Annotated in this window: 10 protein-coding genes and 1 tRNA gene; 1 reads left to right on the forward strand and 10 read right to left on the reverse strand. The window is 41.5% G+C overall.

Features of this window, described 5'->3' with window-relative positions:
* Positions 1-113: 113 nt before the first annotated feature.
* Positions 114-6,014: a S8 family serine peptidase gene (locus tag D0T20_RS05265; protein WP_116438610.1), complete on the reverse strand. Its 5,901-nt coding sequence runs from the start codon at positions 6,012-6,014 to the stop codon at positions 114-116.
* A gap of 438 nt (positions 6,015-6,452) precedes the next feature.
* On the opposite strand from D0T20_RS05265, the gene D0T20_RS05270 reads away from it, so the two are divergent.
* A tRNA-Lys gene (locus tag D0T20_RS05270) sits at positions 6,453-6,526 on the forward strand.
* 189 nt (positions 6,527-6,715) lie between these two features.
* On the opposite strand, the gene D0T20_RS05275 is transcribed toward D0T20_RS05270, so the two are convergent.
* From D0T20_RS05275 to D0T20_RS05310, 9 genes are all read right to left on the reverse strand, one after another.
* Positions 6,716-9,082: a leucine-rich repeat domain-containing protein gene (locus tag D0T20_RS05275; RefSeq protein ID WP_116438611.1), complete on the reverse strand. Its 2,367-nt coding sequence runs from the start codon at positions 9,080-9,082 to the stop codon at positions 6,716-6,718.
* The gene (locus tag D0T20_RS06400; RefSeq protein ID WP_162862694.1) at positions 9,045-9,221 is read right to left on the reverse strand and encodes a hypothetical protein; all 177 of its coding nucleotides are present in this window, start codon (positions 9,219-9,221) and stop codon (positions 9,045-9,047) included. Before D0T20_RS06400 ends, D0T20_RS05275 begins: the two co-directional genes overlap by 38 nt.
* 211 nt (positions 9,222-9,432) lie before the next feature.
* Positions 9,433-10,632 (reverse strand): elongation factor Tu, encoded by a 1,200-nt coding sequence (gene tuf / locus D0T20_RS05280; protein WP_004130138.1) that lies wholly within the window; start codon positions 10,630-10,632, stop codon positions 9,433-9,435.
* A 170-nt stretch (positions 10,633-10,802) separates the two neighbouring features.
* Positions 10,803-12,932, reverse strand: coding sequence for an elongation factor G (fusA, locus tag D0T20_RS05285; protein WP_004130136.1), 2,130 nt, complete (start codon positions 12,930-12,932; stop codon positions 10,803-10,805).
* A 42-nt stretch (positions 12,933-12,974) separates the two neighbouring features.
* A complete protein-coding gene (rpsG, locus tag D0T20_RS05290) occupies positions 12,975-13,445 on the reverse strand; it encodes a 30S ribosomal protein S7 (RefSeq protein ID WP_004127577.1) in 471 nt (156 codons plus the stop codon).
* Between the two features lie 3 nt (positions 13,446-13,448).
* Positions 13,449-13,820, reverse strand: a complete 372-nt coding sequence (gene rpsL, locus D0T20_RS05295) for a 30S ribosomal protein S12 (RefSeq protein ID WP_003813881.1) — start codon at positions 13,818-13,820, stop codon at positions 13,449-13,451.
* Between the two features lie 285 nt (positions 13,821-14,105).
* A complete protein-coding gene (locus tag D0T20_RS05300) occupies positions 14,106-15,296 on the reverse strand; it encodes a cell division protein FtsQ/DivIB (protein WP_116438613.1) in 1,191 nt (396 codons plus the stop codon).
* A 115-nt stretch (positions 15,297-15,411) separates the two neighbouring features.
* Entirely contained in the window at positions 15,412-16,920 is a 1,509-nt protein-coding gene (murC, locus tag D0T20_RS05305; RefSeq protein ID WP_116438615.1) for a UDP-N-acetylmuramate--L-alanine ligase, read from the reverse strand.
* A gap of 2 nt (positions 16,921-16,922) precedes the next feature.
* A complete protein-coding gene (locus D0T20_RS05310) occupies positions 16,923-18,131 on the reverse strand; it encodes a UDP-N-acetylglucosamine--N-acetylmuramyl-(pentapeptide) pyrophosphoryl-undecaprenol N-acetylglucosamine transferase (RefSeq protein WP_198684139.1) in 1,209 nt (402 codons plus the stop codon).
* Positions 18,132-18,161 lie beyond the last annotated feature (30 nt).

Here is an 18,161-nt window from a genome sequence, read left to right on the forward strand (position 1 = left end):
CGCCAATTTAACAAATGAGCATACAAAACATAAAGCGCACTAACCAAATATTCCCCATGCTGTTACACATGGGGAATATAACTATTTAGACTTAAAGGTAACTAGTTAACACTTTACATGCGCATTTTGCGAACAAAAAGTGCAAAAGTGCCACTTAGCAGCAACAAAGCCAATGTAGCCAGTGTGAATACTATTCCAGCACCAGTCACACCTAACTTTGAAAGCATTCCCTCTGTATTAGTGTTCTTTGAAGAAGATAATGAGTTACTTAAGGAAGAATTAGCATTATTATTAGCATTCTTACTATTGCCATTAACATTGCTATTAGCATTACCATTAGCACCTGCATATGCTCCTGAGTTAGTCTCAGAACCATTTACCTCATTATTATCTGCAATATTACTTGCAGATTCATAATCTTCATCACTAGACGCAAAAGTAAATCCAGGATGACTTTCAGAATGTATCAAGTTATATTCTGCAATAGTCTCATCGAATGAAGTTGCATTAGCTGGAATAACCCACACATTAGTCCAAGCAATTTGTAATCCTCTGTTATCAATAAGAACAATTGTATGTTTACCCGAATATCCTTCTGGAATCTCAGCATAAAAATGAGGCTGACCTTTATCATCCAAAACAACCTTTACGTAGCTAGCACCATCTTTGCCATGCAACAAAACAGGAAGAGAATAAATGTACGCATATGCATATACAACTTTATTCTTCTTAAGCTGCTCAATAATGTCACTATTTTGGCTAAGTCGAAGCTTCATAGGATTTTCGACACCTGCACGAGCAACATTGTTTTCATATTTACCAACTAAAAGATTGCTCTTAAGAGCTTTTGTTAATTCAACAACACTCTTAGGAGCTGCTGGAACATGAGCGTTTGCATCTGGAGGAGCAGGAATTTCTTGCTTCTTTGGAACATTTGGATTCACATTATGACCAGGCACATCTGGCTTAGAATGATCAGGCTTAACTGGTTCAGCATGCTTCTTTTTAACAAACGGAATGGAAGTTCGCTGATTATCACCAGCAGCTGAGTTTCCAGCATAATCAATAGCTTCTACGCGAAGAATATGATTACCTTCTGCCAGATCTTTAGCATGAATGACTGCCTTTAATTCCAAATGATCCTTTTCAGGTTTATCTACTTCAGTATAGGAACTATATCCTTGAGTTAACGAAAGCAATGTACTTTCTACAGGATGAGGAGCTAAATTCGTATTAGAAACAGCACCGATTGGCTTGTCATCAACATATGCAGCTACAGATTTAAGATTTGCATCTTTAGCTTTTACAGCAACAGTATAGTCACCTTCTACTGATTCACCGTCTTTCATGCTCACATCTACAGTTGGATTTGTTTTATCAACAACAACTGGAATGGAACCATAAACAGATGAATTAACCTTGTCTTCAAGCTCAAGAAAAACATGATCTCCATCTTCTACATCAACATCACGCTCAAATTCTTTTTTGTTTGCTTCTGGGCCATCACCATTTTCCAGAGAAGTAAACTCTGCAACAACAGAATGATTGATAGAAAGCCTATATCCAGAAGCGTTATCTTGAGCACTACCCTTAAACTTTACGGTATCTTTGTTTGTAAACAATGTATGACCATATAATTGTGGATTAACAAAAGTAGCTTTTGGAGCTTCTTTATCAAACAAGAAAGCAACTGCAAAATCCATAAGCTTATTACCATCAGCAGTTTTTACAACAGCACGGAAATCATTAATTCCAGTATGCATTGGCAAATCAATAGAGAAACTATGCGCTTGACTGTCTATCTTTGCAGCAATAGCTGACTCTAACATATACTTGCCATCTTTATTAAGACGCGTAGAAGGAGTAAATTCTACACTCTTTATATCTGGACCAACAGTACCTTGCAAAGTAAAGGAGTCTAAGCTTGGTCCTGCAGTAATAGGATTAATCATCCAAATATTTGCTCCAAGTGGAGTTACATTACTTGGATAGAACACGCCATTGCTTACTTCCATAAAGTTCGGCTCGTTACGGCCTTGAAGCTTAACAGACTTAATTTTAAGATTCTGACCATTACTTGCGCAGAGAGTAACCTGATACGCCTTAGCAGAAGGCTTTACTGTTACTTCAAATGTTCCATCCGAATTAATCGTTACTGGATCCTCTTTTGTCTCAGTGTCATCTACATCATCAGCAGATTCGCTGCTTGAATTAGAAGAACCAGGATCAGTAGAACCAGCTGCTTGCTTCACTTTATCCACTTGGTAACGAATTGTTAGCTCAAGCTTTTGCTTAGGTTGTGAACTATCTTTTACTTTGCCTTTTACAGTTACACTACCATCACTCAAAACAGGCAAACTTCCATCACTATCGCCACTATCCGTATTAGTAACACTAATACGCGGACGCTCTGGATTGTATGTTAACGTAAACTCTTCGCTAGCTATTTGCGTTTTGCATTTATCATCAGAGAATCCAAGCACCTTTACAGTGTTTTCACCACGTACTATTTTTATATTACTAGCAGTAAACTTTGGTGCTTTATTTAGATTCACTTTAACTGTTGTTTTAACAATTGATCCATCGTATTTCTTGTAACTTGCTAGAACTTTCATGGATTTAACATCATCAGAAACATAACCTTCAAGATTTAACTTATTGTCATGCACTACAGATGTTCCAACCATCTTCCCGTCCATTTCCTTTCGACGAGAAATGAAGATTTTATGATCTTTATTAGCAAACACTTTAACTACACGAGTTCCATTCATTCCTGCGTCTTTAGCAACAACAGAAATAAATGGCGTTGTGTTACCAACATTTATTTTGCACACGCGCTTATGATGTACTTTATCTAAAGTGCAACCAGTTGCATCATCATACTTAAATACATCATCATCACCAACACGGCGAATAACTGGAAGACCAGGATCTTCACTTAAGTTATCACTTAAAGTGATTGTTACAACGCCATTAGAATCACGGTCGGAAACATTCACATTAGGACCATGCGTATCTAGAGCAAACTTCATGTCGTAGTTTTGCCACTGAAAGCCTTTGCCCAAACGAGCTTGAATGCGATACACGTAATTTCCATCCTCAAACCGCACAAACTGCGCGATTTTCGGATCATAACGCTTACCATCAAAACGACCATTCACACCTTCATGGCCCATTGAATCTGCTGCAGAAGGCAAAGTAGGTCTAGAAACATTGTGGTCTTCACCTAAAACTCGTAATACCTTGCTTGCATTTTCATCCATAATCTCGTAGCGAATATCTGCCGCACTACGCAATAATGGCACATATGGTGTGATTAAATCATACCATCCATCATCATTAGGTGAGAACATGAATCGTTTAGATCCATTTATCTTAACTTGCATACTTCCGTCTGCTGAATCAGACATAAGGGCAGTAGTTGAATCAATTTCACCATTACTTTCATCGGAAGACTGGTTCGGAGCTGCAGGAGAAGGATTTTGTGCAGGATTAACAGGCTTAGCTGGTTTATCAGCATTCTTATACTTTTCACCAGGTTTAACCAAAATCTGCTCAGCATTCCAATTACCAACAAAACCAAGATATGGAACAGACAAATCAGGCTGACCTTTAGTCTTAGACTTTAAGCAAGCCCATCCTTCAATGTAATGGTTTTCCCCATATTGAGGATTCAATGTGAAAGTAATATCAACTGTTTTACCAGCCTCTACAATTACGGAAGACTTATCTGCAGTTAATGTTTCTTTATCGTTCACAAATGTGGATGTTTTTTCACCAGGTTTATTTGTCTCGTTTACAACAACCTGATTCGGTATGCTATATTTAACATTCTCAGAACCATAATTGTGCAATGTTACATTAAACTTGCGTTCACCCTGCTTTAACTCATAAAGAGAAGCATATGCTTTACTTTCATTGCTGCGACTATCTTTAGTAGTTGCAACAACATCCGTCTTAATGGCTTTGTCGAGCTGCGCTAAACCAGCGCCAATTTGTCTAGGAGCATACGGAACTTTTTTATTACCATCATCCCGAGTAAGAATCTTAGCTGTATTCATCAACACTTGCTCAATACGATCAACTAATTCAGAAGGTTTAAGTTCTTTGCCCTTAAAACGCTTTTTATAATTTTCCATCAGCAGAGCAGAAAGACCTGATATATTTGGGGCTGCCATAGAAGTACCAGACATACTTCTGTACTTATTATCATTCTGAGTAGACCACACATTCCCACCAATACCAGAAATATGAGGCTTAAAATTAAGATCTGGAGTTGGACCCCAAGACGTAAATCTAGATGGCTTTAACGAATCTGGGTTAGCAATAGCAACGAAATCATTGGTGAAAGTTACTTCCACTTTTCCATTATTCTTTTTGATTGCTTGATAGATTGCCTCACCATCTTCATAGCGTATTGATGTTACAAAAACATCTTTAATCTTATCGACGCCTGCCATATCTAGGAATTGAGTAGGATCATCCTTTACATTGTATACAACAACACCTTCAGCACCTTTTTCTTTTGCGTTATTAACTTTTTCTGTAAACGCAATATCTCCGCGTTTAACTAATGCATATTTACCCTTTAAGTTAAGGTCTTTAACATCATCTTTTTTACCAAGGTTAATATCAACAATTTCATGTGATTTTCCATCAGCTACACCTGTAGAAAGTGAGTAAGGAAAATCATTTTTCTTAGCATCATTAGAACCAGAGTTTGTAGCAGATGCATTATTAACAAACCATTGCGCCTTGGTTTGTGTAACTTTTGAATTTTCAACAGAAGCAACACTAAAAGCATCTGGGAAGGAAGATGGAGACCCCAAAGTGCCATCATCCCATTTTCCAAACACATCATCTAATCCACCAGAATTCGAGAAGTTCAATCCAGAATTTCCAGCCGAAACAACAGGCAACACTCCAGCTTTTCTAGCCTTCATTAACGCTAACGCAGCAATACTTGAAGTAGAATCAAGTCCATTATCGGAGCCAATAGACATGTTTATAACGTCGGCACCAAGCTTAACAGAATCTTCTATAGCTGCCACAACATCCGCATCACGGCATCCAGGCATATCTGGGTTGTTAGAAAACACTTTCATAGCAAGCAGCTGCGCATTAGGAGCTATGCCATTAACACGATGATTGCTAGCTGCAGGAGCATTTTCTTCATCTCCATTAGCTCCAACAATTCCAGCAACATGCATGCCATGCTGTTCAGCATGATTATCTTTCACTTCATTAGTTTCATCTGCATAATTAAATCCTGCAGGAACTTTATCTGTAAATCCTGGTTGTGGATTTAACTTTTTTGCACTTTTAGCAGATGAATCCAGCTTCATATCTTTACTGTTAATATCAATTCCAGTATCGATTATTGAAACCAACATGCCAGTACCATCTAAGTTTTTATTACTTTCTCGGAAAGCCTGCGTAAGACCCTGAAGCTCACGAGCAAAATTTTCCAGCGGATAATATAAACGCTCTTTTTCTACAGATCTAACTTCTGGCTCATGGCGTAAAGCTTGCATACGGTTTGCTGGAATTGTTGCTTCAAAGCAATTCATTAAATATCCAAGCTGACGACGAACACCCATATTGTACTTTTTACGCCATTTAGCAATTAAACGATTTTGCTCGTCTTTATTTGATTTTTCAGAAACAACTGAAGGATGACTCGGCTGCTTACGCAGAGTAACAATAACAGCAATAGGCTTATTAGGCACACTAGCACTGTTCTTTATAGCATATTTTTCAAGCAATGCAGCTTTATTTGAATCTAAGTATAAATTCTCATCTCTAGTAAGCTTATGGCTTACAGAGTTATTTTTATACATTCTAAACTGCTTTTTAATAGAAGATGCATTTGCATCATTTACATAAGCACTGTTATTACTAACTGAATTCTTAGTATCCGCAGCATTCGCTGCACCAAATGGCGCAATAAGGGTTGCTGTAGCAACTCCTAATGCAGCTAAGCGAGTTAAATATGATGCTCTTTTGAACTTCATAAATACGCTCTCCTTCAATGAAATACTTATAAAATATTTTTCACAAGCCTAGCATTGAGGAAAATAAAAAAAAACATAAATATGTAAATTTTTATGCATAAACAGTTAACAAATACGAATCAACCCACAAAGAACGGCGAAATATAGCCATTTCTAAAGAGAAAATTTTTCAGAACTGCGTTGATTATACAACTATAAATTAACATGTTGTTCACACAAAAGATTGAAAAACTCGTTTTTTGTTACTATTTTCTATAAATATTGCTTATATTTATAAACATATGTTACTTTAGATAAACTTCTTATCGAAATTTTTCCGAAATATAAAATGTGAAACCAAAAAAGCGTTATAGCACTAATAACAAAACACGACACGCCGTAACTTGCAAATAAAGCGATTCTGAGTATAGTTATTACTCGGCTCAAGAAAACGCCAACGCCCCTTTAGCTCAGTTGGCTAGAGCAGCTGACTCTTAATCAGCGTGTCCAGGGTTCGAATCCCTGAGGGGGCACAAACAAAACCCAAGCTTTGCGGCTTGGGTTTTTTCGTATTTAGGCACATCTCCTACTGCCTACCTGCTTTGCTAATTATTCCTGTAAATACGGAGATTCAAGCATAAAACTTATGCATCCATATTTACAGGGTTACACACAATTACATGCTTACGCATACTTACAGGCTTGCGCCCACACACCTATTTTTACAAAATATATTGCTTGAATTTGCATTTACAAATAGCAACAACTCCAAGCAATATGCTAAGCATTGCAACAATCGCTATTAAAGACGACTCAGAGCCAGTTGCTGGAATAGTTCCACGCGATTTATGCGATGCGGAGTTAATTCCAGCAGCAGTTTTGTGCCTATTAGCAGACTTAGCAAAAGCTACACCATTTTTAGATGCACCATTCCTAGAAGCATCTGGCTTTTGATTAAGGTACGGATTAGGCGTATTGCTATTTTCTGAACCAGTATTAGGCGTTGTGCCTATGTTTGAATCAGGTGTTACGTCTATGTTCAAATATGGCTTAGGCAATATCTCTGGTTCCGTCATGTGTGTTTGACCCGAAGGGGTTTCAGGCTGATCTGGAGTTGGCGCAGGTGCAGGCGTGACAGGCGGATTCTGCGGATCTGGCGTTGGCGTTGGCTGCGGCGTTGGCGTCACTGGATGCGGCTGCGGCTCTGGCACTGGCTGAGGATGAGGCTGAGGTTGAGGCGTCACTGGCTGCGGCTGAGGTTGAGGCTTAGGCGTTGGCGGATTAAGCTGCGGCTTTGCCTTTACAGTAAAGCTTGCTTTAAACGTACACTTAGACCCATCAACGTAACTTACCGTAACAGGAACTTCAACAGTCTGATCTTTATCAGTCGCTTCAGGTATTTTAAAATCATCTACCGTAACCGTAGGTGCCTTGTAATAATACTGTGTAGTACAAGCATCTGGATCATCTACATTATAACAACTTTTATAGTAGGAATCACCAATCTTAATTGGATAAACCCTATCGTTATCGTCATTATAATAATAAGGTCTGGAATCAGAACTAAATCCATCATCTGGATTATCATCATCATTTTGACAAGCGCTTGAACATCCATCTTCAGATTTATTAGGATCACATAAATCGCATGCACTAGGAGTTTTACCTTCAGGAATCAAAGGATAGTTAAGTCTACTTGTTGTTGTAAATAATCCCTCGACCTGCTTTTTAACGTCCGTTTTAATAGAATCTACAGTTGGCTGTTTAGCAGGCGGATTTTTGCTAGACGAATCAATATTATCAATTTTCACATCACTGCTTTTAGCAGGCCACGTTTGAGCCATTGTTTTCGCGGTAACTATAAAGGTCAAATTATCAGCAGGAAAGTAGCCTTCTATATGATTATTAAACTCACCATTTTTGTAACATACAGGAAATTCAAAAGTTTCTTTACCAGGGAAAAAGGCTGTCCAATCGTCAGGCGAATTAGAATTGGTGTAACCTGCCCAGGGATCATATCCACAAAATTCCAATCCTAAATCGCTTATTTTCCCACTGTAGCCCGATAATTTACTATTTTTTAGCGCATTCCTAAAATCAATTGACTGACCAAAATTAACTTCTATATTTATACGTTTAATTACATATTGACGTATAAGAAGCCTTCCATTAAATCTAAAGTCTGGACCATAATGAACCGTACTGGTTCCATTGTAACCATTCTCTCCCAGTTTTTTATTTAAATCAAAATCGATTAATTTAACTCCATCATTTTTATCAATATGAATTAACTCATTTGTAAAAGTATATCTACTGTGATAGATGTCAAAAAAATTCATATAAGCATACCGATAATTAAAGATGTAATCGGCATCTTTAATTTTTGTTGGTTTCACAATTTGATTAACATTATACCCATTTATAGCATCACTAGGAGTTATATTTTTTTCAATATGTTGGTCAGAAAAATCGTAAGAACAGTTATATTTATCTCTATCTACATTATTATTCCAGCTTATATTCTTTTTATAAGCAATAGTGTAAATATTATAAACGTTGCTAATATTATTTGTTTTAGCATTAATTGTTTTAAGTTTTCCGTTACATAGACCAACAAGACTATCTACATTACTAATTTTGTTTGTACTTATGTCTAAAGATTCAAGATTTGTTAAACCAGATAATTTCGTAATATCACTTATATTATTCCAACTCAAATTCAAATTTTTAAGATTTGTTAAACTAGCTAACTGGGAAATATCACTTATCTTATTCTCACTCAAATTCAGATCTTCAAGATTTGGAAAATACTTTAAAAAGCTAATGTCACTAATACCCTTACCGCTTATTCCAAGCTTTTTAATATTCTCCATACCTTTTTTCGTTGGATGCCAATCGTTTACAGAACTAGGCAAAGTAACATCAGTGTCATACTCTTTTATGCTGTCATACAACGCTTGTTTAAGTGTTGGGTTATTAGCGAATAAATTATTTGTATCTTCTGTTTTTTCTGCATCTGCAGCACCGTTGGCATTTAAACTAGCTGACTGGTTAGGGATACCCCCCCCCCACTGGAATATTTTGCGCAAAAGCTGCGTGAGATTCGCAAGCTGGCATTATGCCAAAAAGCATGCAAACAGCAATAATCGAAGCAACAAACAGCTTAAAAACTTTAGCCGTTAAACCACTTTTAATACGATTAACCAACATGCCAATAACCCCAGGCATAAACTCAACCTTCTTATTTAACAACTCAAATAAATGTTAACTCGTAAACGCAGCCACAAGCCGCAAGTCACTATTTTAGTAACCATCTGGAACAATTACATAAAAATGAATAAAATACGAAAAACACAGAAAACAAAAAGACCCCGCAAGAAAACTTACGGGGTCTTTTCTAAGCCTTAGCTAATATCTTCAGATTAGAAAATCGAAAATACTAGGCAAGAATCTTGGTCACACGACCAGAGCCAACGGTACGGCCACCTTCACGAACTGCGAAGGTCAAGCCCTCTTCCATTGCGATAGCCTGGATCAACTCAACAGTGAAGGTTGCGTGATCGCCTGGCTGAACCATTTCGATGCCGTCTGGCAAGGTGATAACGCCAGTAACATCGGTGGTACGGAAGTAGAACTGTGGACGGTAGTTGGAGAAGAATGGCGAGTGACGGCCACCTTCGTCCTTGGTCAAGACGTAAACTTCTCCTTCGAACTTGGTGTGTGGAGTCACAGAACCTGGAGCAGCCACAACCTGACCACGCTCAACGTCGGTACGGTTGATACCACGGAGAAGAAGACCAGTGTTATCGCCAGCCTCGGCCTCATCCATCTGCTTGTGGAAGGTCTCGATAGAGGTGACGGTGGTGGTCTGGGTATCGCGCAAACCAACGATCTCAACTGGGGTGTTGATTGGGAGCTTACCACGCTCAACACGACCGGTGACAACGGTACCACGACCGGAGATGGTGAACACATCTTCGATTGGCATCAAGAATGGCTTGTCAAGATCGTGAGTTGGGGTTGGGATGTACTCGTCAACAGCCTTCATGAGTTCCTTGACGGTCTCTACCCACTTGTCGTGGTCTGGAGCGTCATCATGCAAAGCGCCGTAAGCGGAAGTACGGATGACTGGGCAATCGCGATCGAAGCCGTTTTCGTCGAGGAGGTCACGAACCTCTTCTTCAACGAGGTCGATAAGCTCTTCGTCGTCAACCATATCGCACTTGTTCAAAGCAACAAGAATTTTTGGAACGCCGACCTGCTTAGCAAGCAAGACGTGTTCACGGGTCTGAGCCATTGGGCCGTCGGTAGCAGCAACCACGAGGATTGCGCCATCCATCTGAGCGGCACCAGTGATCATGTTCTTAACGTAATCAGCGTGGCCTGGAGCGTCCACGTGAGCATAGTGGCGTGCAGCCGTCTGATACTCGATGTGGGCGATGTTAATGGTAATGCCGCGCTCCTTCTCTTCTGGAGCGGCGTCGATCTGATCGAAGTCATACTGAGGGTTCAGATCTGGATATTCGCCATGAAGCACCTTAGAAATAGCCGCGGTCAAGGTAGTCTTACCGTGATCAACGTGACCAATGGTACCAATGTTAACATGCGGCTTAGTACGCTCGTACTTTTCCTTTGCCATGTGTTTGTCCTCCTGGACGTCTCGTAGTTCGCTTCACACTCTTATGTGAAGCCTCTAGCTACATATTTACTGGGTTTCTGGGTTAGGTGCCACTTCGGTGCCAGAACCCAGTCAACGTACGAAATTCTAGCGTTGACTAGGGACACAAAACACCGAAGTAGCGTGCGCTTTTACTCGCCGCGCTGGGCTTTAATAATCTCGTCCGAAACAGCCTTTGGAACTTCCGCGTAAGAGTCCATTTGCATGGTGAACATTGCACGTCCCTGAGTCTTGGAACGAAGATCACCAATGTAGCCGAACATCTCACTCAGTGGAACCTTAGCGTCAATAACCTTAACGCCAGTAGCGTCGGTCATAGACTGAATGTTTCCACGACGGGAGTTCAAATCGCCCATAACGTCGCCCATGTACTCTTCTGGAGTACGAACTTCCACGGCCATAATTGGCTCGAGGATTACTGGGTGAGCCTTAGGAGCAGCTTCCTTGAAGCACATGGAACCTGCAATCTTGAAGGCCATTTCCGAAGAATCAACGTCGTGAGTCTGACCGTCGGTAACGGTTGCTTTAACGCCAACCACTGGGAAGCCAGCCAAAACGCCAGATTCCATAGCTTCCTGCACACCTGCGTCGATGGAAGGAATGAATTCCTTAGTAATGTGGCCACCAGTGACCTCGTTAACAAACTGATAGACTTCGCCAGATTCTGGATCGATTGGCTCGAAGTTCATCAAAACCTTTGCGAACTGACCAGAACCACCAGTCTGCTTCTTGTGGGTGTATTCCTGGTTCATAACAGCCTTGCGAATAGTTTCGCGATAAGCAACCTGTGGCTTACCAACATTCGCTTCAACCTTGAACTCGCGGCGCATACGATCCACAATAATGTCGAGCTGAAGCTCGCCCATACCAGAAATCAAAGTCTGACCAGATTCTTCGTCGGTCTTAACCTGGAAGGTAGGATCTTCGTCGGAAAGCTTAGCCAAGGCCAAGCTCATCTTTTCCTGATCTGCCTTAGTCTTTGGCTCCACAGCAACCTCGATAACAGGATCTGGGAATGTCATGGATTCCAAGGAAATTGGGCTCTTCTCGTCGCACAAGGTATCGCCCGTGCTAACGTTCTTCAAACCAACGAAGGTGTAAATGTTTCCAGCTTCTGCAGAATCTACAGGATTTTCCTTATCTGCGTGCATCTGGAAGATCTTACCAACGCGTTCCTTCTTGCTCTTAGTGGAATCGTACACGGAATCGCCTGGCTTAACTTCGCCAGAGTACACGCGCACGAACACAAGCTTGCCGTAGAACGGATGAGTGGAGATCTTAAAGACCAATGCAGCAAATGGATCTGTATTTACTGGCTTACGATCAATCTCAACGGATTCGTCGCTTGGATCAAAGCCCTTAATAGATGGAACATCTTCTGGGCTTGGAAGGAAGTCAACAACAGCATCCAGCATTGGCTGAACGCCCTTATCCTTAAATGCAGAACCGCAAGTTACTGGGAAGGCTTCGCGAGCAATAGTAAGCTTGCGAATACCCATGCGAATCTCTTCTTCGGAAAGCTCTCCCGATTCAAGATACTTCTCGAGCAACTCTTCGTCGGCTTCTGCAACCTGATCCATAAGCTCGGCACGATATTCTTCTGCACGCTCTTGCAAGTCGGCAGGAATGTCAACGGTGTCGTAGTGGGCACCCATATCGTCCTTAACGTCATTCCAAACGTAAGCCTTCATACGAATCAAGTCAACAACACCAAGGAAGTCGTTTTCAGCGCCGATTGGAAGCTGAATAACGAGTGGCTTAGCGCCAAGCTTTTCCTTAATGGTCTTAACAGAATAGTAGAAGTCTGCGCCCAACTTATCCATCTTGTTGATGAAGCAAATACGTGGAACGCTATACTTATCTGCCTGACGCCAAACGGTTTCGGACTGAGGCTCCACGCCTTCCTTACCGTCGAACACTGCAACAGCACCGTCGAGAACACGCAAAGAACGCTCTACCTCTGCGGTAAAGTCAACGTGTCCTGGTGTATCGATGATGTTGATTTGATAGCGGTCATCTGTGTCATGGGTTTGACGCTGCCAGAAGCAAGTGGTTGCAGCAGACTGAATAGTAATACCGCGTTCCTGCTCCTGCGCCATAAAGTCCATGGTAGAAGCGCCATCGTGAGTTTCACCAATCTTGTAATTCTTACCAGTGTAGTAAAGAATACGCTCGGTGGTAGTAGTCTTACCAGCATCGATGTGCGCCATGATGCCGATGTTACGAACCATATTCAGGTCGTTAAGCACATCTTGTGCCATATTATTATCCTTAGCTCTTTAAGATACCGATTATCTTGTGGATTACCAGCGATAGTGAGCAAAAGCCTTGTTTGCTTCTGCCATCTTGTGGGTATCCTCGCGGCGCTTTACAGAAGCACCCAAGCCATTGGAGGCATCGAGAATTTCGTTAGCTAAACGCTCAGCCATAGTCTTCTCACGACGAACGCGGGAGAAGTCTGTAAGCCAGCGCAACGACAAGGTGTTTGCACGAGCAGGCTTAACTTCGACTGGCACCTGGTAGGTTGCGCCACCAACGCGGCGGGAACGAACCTCGAGGCTTGGACGAATGTTATCGAGAGCGCGCTTCAAAACAGAAACTGGCTCCTGCTCGGTCTTTGCCTTCACCTGCTCAAGAGCGGTGTAGACGATGTTTTCTGCGATGGACTTCTTGCCATCGAGAAGAATTTTGTTAATCAACTGAGCCACGACGGTCGAGCCGTAGATTGGATCAGGAAGCAGCTGATGCTTTTTTGCAGGTCCTTTACGTGACATGTTTTACTTCGCCTTCTTTGCTCCATACAGGGAACGACCCTGCTTGCGGTCCTTAACACCCTGGGTATCGAGAGCGCCACGCACGATGTGGTAACGCACACCTGGGAGATCCTTCACACGGCCACCGCGCACAAGCACAATGGAGTGCTCCTGCAAGTTGTGACCTTCGCCTGGAATATAGGCGGTTACTTCAATACCCGAGCTGAGGCGCACACGAGCAACCTTACGAAGCGCAGAGTTTGGCTTCTTAGGAGTGGTTGTGTACACACGAGTGCACACGCCACGACGCAACGGGCTACCTTTCAAGGCCAAAGTCTTTGACTTCTTAGGCTTGGCCTGACGTCCCTTACGGACGAGTTGTTCAATCGTAGGCAACTTAAGTTCTCCGATTCATTAATGTCTTCTATTTGGTGAAACCGCAGCACTGCAGCACACCTTAAACCTGAATCGGTTAAAGAGAAAAGCCACAGTCCACCGGCCCGATGGCCCTTGCACCTCCAGACGCACATTACTGCGCGCTATCTTTGGCACTTGGGATATCCCAACCAGCACGCCTATTACATAAGGCACGCCGTTGGCACACACAAACTATTATTATACACATTTGCTTGACAATTAAAAACCGCTTAAGCAACTATGCACTGGAGCTACTCAAGCAAACTACTTAAGAATCGGCCTTGCAGGAGCAGAAACATCCAAAAGCTGACGATTGCTGATTTTACTTGGATCGCTAATAATCGTTTCCACAATCGCCTTTTTAAGCTCCAAATCCGAAGAATCTCCCCAAACAACAATCCTATGAACTTCTCCGCTTGGGCCAGGGTAAGAAACCTCTGTTTCAACAGAATCCTGCGTTTTTGCACTAACACGAATAACGTGAGACCTAAAATCTTGAGAAAGCGAGCTTACAATTTTCAACGCTTCCTTAACAGCCCTGCTGTTTAGACTTTTATTAACGTCGCTAACTTCTATAACTGGTATTCCGCTAGTAGAGACGTTTTGAACAGCGTTTAAGACTCTACCCTTAACATCTACAGCAGTAAGTTTTTCGCCATCTTTTGCTTTAAGCATTGCAGCAGGCTTTTGCGCACGAACAGTTATTTGCAAACCGTGCGGAAATTGTTTTACAACCTTTGTTTCTGTTACGCCAGGTATGTTATTTAATTGCTCAATTATTTGTTGAGAAGAAACTAAAAACAGTGACTTATCTACCTGATTAGACGCAATTAACGCAATTTTCTGTTCACTCACCCATTCATTAGAGCCAAAAATGCGTATATTTTTAGAATCAAGACGGAAAAATGGAGATAAAAACAGCATCCAACAAAGCAAAGCGATTAACGCGAACGCAAGAAAAGCGTAGGCAAATCGCAGCAAAATGGTACGTATTTTAGCAAAATTCTTTTCTTTTTCGCGAGCGCTAAAATCTATTACTTTAGGTCTAGATGCAATTCCAAGAGGACCAGAACTAGACTTTAACGTTTGCTTTACAAAATCAACTACGGAAAGTCTTCTTGCATCTACAAAAGCATTTTTAGCAGATTGATTTTCTAACGAGCTACTCGTAGTCGCCTTTTTGCTATTAGATAAATCATTTTTAGCTAATCTTGTAGAATCTTGTGAGTTTAGATTGGATTGAATTGACCTTTTATGCGCATCAAGATTAGAAGACTTAGAAAAATCAGTAGACTTAGGGAAATTATCAGTTGCAGCAAAAGTATCGGTTGTAGCAAAAGTGGATGTAATAGACCTAGTATTTTTAGAACTAGCAGATTTATTAGGCTTATTAGGCTCGTTGGGCTCGTTGAATTCGTTATTGACGGCAGACTTGCCAAAAATCATTCGACCCATAGCTATTCACTCACCTACTTCCACTTGCATCTATACGCGACTTTATTTACTACTTTATTTGCGACTTTACAGTTTGCTTATTATCACTTTTACCGACTATTATTGCCAATTTAGCTTATCGCTTTAATCGCAACTCTTCTAGCATAACAGACGTCATAGTGGTAATGCTTCCAGCACCAACCGTAAAAAGTACATCTCCACTATTAGCTCGGCGAGCAAGAAGCAAAGCACCATCCTTCATGTCTTCTACAGCTTCAATATTGCAATTAAGCGCACATTCTTTAGCTGCGTTAACAATAGTCGAAGCGTGAATATTTGGAAAATCTTCTTGCTTTTCTCGAGCTGGGAAAATGCCCGTAACAATAACATCGTTTGCAAGAGATAAAGCAGAAGCAAATTCGCGCGCAAAAGAGCGCGTCCTAGAAAACAGATGTGGTTGGAAAAGCACGCGAATCGTAGAATCTGGGTATCTTCTTCTTGCGGCGTGCAAAAGAGCGTCGATTTCTGTAGGATGATGCGCGTAATCGTCTACAACCGTTACTCCGCCAACGCATCCGCGAATGTCAAATCTTCTAGAAGCACCAAGGAAGCTCGAAGCTCCATCTGCTGCATCTTTAGGATTCATGCCCAAAAGTGTTGCTGCAATAATCGCAGCACACGCGTTTCTAGCATTGTGCAATCCTGGAATCATAAGATTAACGCTTATAGAATCGCCGTCAAAGTCAATAGCAAACGACTCACTACCACTACCCGTCTGCTCGCTTTCGTGATTAATAAACGCAAACTTTACAAGGCTTTTTACTCTATTACTTAAGCAAGAAACACTATTCTTACTACTTGCATAGGCGATTGTTTTTTTAAGAGAGTCATCGCTTAAATCCTCTAAAACAGCGCGAGCGCCATCATCGTCTGCACAAATCACAATATATCCAAGAGCGTGGCTTAAATGCTCAACAAACGCTGCGCGATAATTTTGCGCATTCTTATAATGGTCTAGGTGGTCCGCTTCTACGTTTGTAACAATTGCAATATATGGATTGTATTTTTCAAAGCTGCCGTCGGATTCGTCCGCCTCCGCAACCATAACGCTTCCGCGCCCAGCATGACCTCCGTCTAATTCTCCGCCGCCCTGCGCTTGAATCGAACCGCCAATCGCATAACTCGGGTCTGCTAAATCGCCTTTACCGCAAACTTTTAAAATGTGAGCCAAAAGAGAGCTTGTTGTAGTCTTACCATGCGCTCCCGCAACAGTCACACCTTTTTTAGAACTTAAAAGTAAAGATAAAATGTCACTTCTGTGAACAAGTTTTACGCCATTTTCGGCGGCCGCCACCACTTCTGGATTGTTTGGCTTAATCGCGCTAGAGTACACAAGAATATCTGCATTTTTTACGTGGCTTGCACTTTGACCAATCTGTACACTTATGCCGAGTTCCTCTAAACGACTTGTGTGGTCGCTTTCTTTACTATCGCATCCGCTTACACTAACGCCTTCTTCGTGCAACATCTCTGCTAAAACGCTCATTCCAGCGCCACCAATGCCAATAAAATGCACAGAACCTAAAGAATTTACAGTCTGATCTTTACTAAAAGCAGCACAAATAGGATTCATATTAATTTCCATGATTATTTTTTGCTTTCTTTTGCAATCTTAAGAATATGCTCTGCCATTACTCTTGCAGCATTACGAATGCCGTATTTCCAAGCTTTTTCACGCATTTGGCAAAGCTCGTCTGGGTTATTAAGCAATTTCAACACGTTAGCGCGAATCCAATCATCGCTAAAATCGCAATCGTTTACAATAATCGCTCCTCCTGCGTTTGCAACAGGCTGCGCGTTAAATCGCTGTTCGCCGTTTCCAATTGGAAGCGGCACGTAGATTGCAGGAACGCCAATCGCCGAAACTTCTGCAACAGTTCCTGCTCCCGATCTGCAAATCACTAAGTCCGCGCAAGCAAAAGCCCAATCAATTCGTTCTAAATATTCACAAATATGGTAATCACCAAGGCCTGCATGCTCTGGCTTAATGTCGTTTATTTGATTAAGACCAGCCGAACGCTCAACATTATCTTTAACTTCTTTAGATTTTCCGCTACCCGTAAGATGAATAATCTGCGCGCATTTTAGTAAATCGCCAGCAGCAATAGAAACAGCTTCGTTAATGCTTTTAGCACCCAAAGACCCGCCAGTTACAAGAATAATCGGCCTGCTAGGGTCTAGTCCAAGATTTTTAGCGCCTTCAAATCTAGCTAAATCAATGTCTTGAGTAATCTTTGCGCATAAATCAGATATGGATTTTCTAAGAGGAAGACCAACTCTTATAGCTCTGCTATTCGACGCCGCCCTTGCGACTAAACCAGTGCCTTCGTAAACACACCCAATCATGCTTGCCCAACGCGCTCCAAGCTTATTTGCCATTCCAGCACGCGCATTTTGCTCATGAATCACAATAGGCAAATGCATCTTATGCGCTTGTGCATAAACTGGCGCAGACGCGTAACCGCCAAATCCAACAACAATATTCGCATGCCTTTGCTCAAGAATCTTAGCAACCTTGCGCGTTTCGCGAATCCACTTAAAAGGAAACTTAAGCATGTACAAATTAGGTTTTCTAGGGAATGGGACTTTTTCAATAACGTCTAATGGCAGCCCCGCTTTAGGAACTAGCGTTTTTTCTAAACCAGCATTAGTGCCAATAACACTGATTTCTACCGACTCATCTAAATCTTTTAACGCATGCGCTACAGAAAGAAGAGGATTAACATGACCAGCAGTGCCCCCGCCTGCTAGAACAACATGCAAAGAATTGCTATCTTTATATTGATCTTGCGCCAATTCGCCACCTACAATCTGCTTATTTAATAA

This window comes from Gardnerella piotii (assembly GCF_003397585.1).
In the GTDB taxonomy this organism is placed as follows: Bacteria; Actinomycetota; Actinomycetes; order Actinomycetales; family Bifidobacteriaceae; genus Bifidobacterium; species Bifidobacterium piotii.